Annotated in this window: 1 protein-coding gene; it reads right to left on the bottom strand. The window is 45.0% G+C overall.

Going from position 1 to position 1967, the window contains the following annotated elements:
- A partial coding sequence (locus tag LVD47_RS23225) for a DUF11 domain-containing protein (RefSeq protein WP_236981100.1) occupies positions 1–1967 on the bottom strand: 1967 nt, incomplete at both ends.

Genomic DNA, 1967 nt, shown 5'->3' on the forward strand with positions numbered 1-1967 from the left:
GTTAAAGGATCTTCTTCGCATGGCTGCATCGCTTCCGGCTTCGGATAGGACGCATCTTCCGGATCCAATTCCAAAAATGGATCTATGCAGTACACTATGGTATCCAATGTGTTCCCAATTAAACAGCCATCAGGTTTTTCCAGATTGATTGTTGTTTCACAAGCTCCACCTCCGCATGCATCCAACAAAAAGGTCACTCGTGCGGTAATATCCTTTCCTACATGATTCTTGTACAAAATATTATTCGGAATTACAATTCCATTTCCATAGGTCAGTACGACTTCATAAAATTCAGGATTTTTCCTTGCCAGTCCGTTTTCAACCAACAACATATCCGGTGTCACTATTATCTCACAGTTCATATCAAACGAAAGGAATAAACTTCCGTAACAATTCACCGGTGGACAGGGTATTACATATTCGGGATCTGCATTGTCTTCATCACCCTGGGCATCACCGTCATTTATGTTGCCCGTTCCATCTCCATCTACATAATCATCCGCCGGGCTCTCTGACAACCCGCCCGCATCATTAAACTGATCCTGGTCAAACATCCCATCAATATCTTCGCGCTCCATCCCGGATGTATCCATCGCCATACTCACTTCTGCTCGATTGATCATTGCTTCCGGGTCGTATTCGTTCGTCACTGTCAACACCAACTGTACACTCGTATTTTCACCTGCATACAAGGTATCTTCCAACACCGTAGTCACGGTATTATTTGTATTCTGCCACCCCGGATTCAAAAATCCGTTGAAGCTATACCCTGCATTTATATAATCTGATATCTCTATATTTGTTGCCGCTATGCTTCCCTGGTTGTATATATCTATCGTAAAGGTAATATCGTCTCCTACTTTTCCAACCGTCGCATTCGTAGTTTTCCGTAGAGCCAAATCAAATACTTCCACATGGGCGGGATCATGATCGTCTTCACTCCCTATTCCGTCTCTCGTAATACTTTCGATATCATCATCACCTGTCAAACCGGGATAAATTGCTCGCTCTTCCGGACTGTCGCTATCCGGACGACTGTCGATATCCATCCCGGCGATATCCATACCCCCCATCCAGGCATTTGCAATTTCTGAGTAATTCACCCAACTACGATCTGTCGGCACACTAATTTGCTCCAAAGTCAAATAGATACTTGTATGCATCGTATCCCCTACCGCAAATGGACCCGTAATCACGGCCGTTGTATCTGTCTGCCAATTTAAAGCTGCATTCTCCGGAATATTCGGATCAAAGGTATAGCCTTCCGGAATATAATCCCGAACTCTTATACTATCGACTGTAACCCCTTCTTGACTCACTGCAATTAAATCAAATTTGATCAAGTCTCCATAGGCCACAGGAAATGTGGTTTCTATACTGTCTACTTGTTTGTATAAAGCCAAATCCAGAAAGCGTACACCCGCTACATCGTGGTCATCTTCACTGCCAACGTCTTCTCTACCTGTACTGGATATATCATCATCCCCTTCACTTTCCAGACTCACACTGCGCTCTTCCTCACTGTCACTGCCCGGCTCACTGTCCATGTCATCGCCACCGATCTCCACACCTGTCGTGTCATATACCTCGGTGATCTCCGCATAGTTCCACCAACTCGCTTCCATCGGTACTATTACATTCTCCAGGGTCGTGTACAGGCACACCGTATCCGATTCACCAAATTCCAATCTTCCCTCCTGTGTAATGGTCAAATCGCTACCCCAGCCTTCTGCTACATTATTCGCATCCATCCAATCAAAACCATACCCTTCCGGTAAATAATCCTCAATTACTACACTATCACTCGGAACGTTTCCTTGATTCACTACAATGATATCAAACTTTACCTGGCTGCCAAACATCTCCGGGAAGATCGACATACTCGTATCAACCTGCTTGTACAATGCCAGATCCACTACCCGTACCCGGGCCACATCGTGATCATCTTCATCATATTCGGCTGCATC

This window comes from Membranihabitans maritimus (assembly GCF_021729145.1).
GTDB classification, from domain to species: domain Bacteria; phylum Bacteroidota; class Bacteroidia; order Chitinophagales; family Saprospiraceae; genus Membranihabitans; species Membranihabitans maritimus.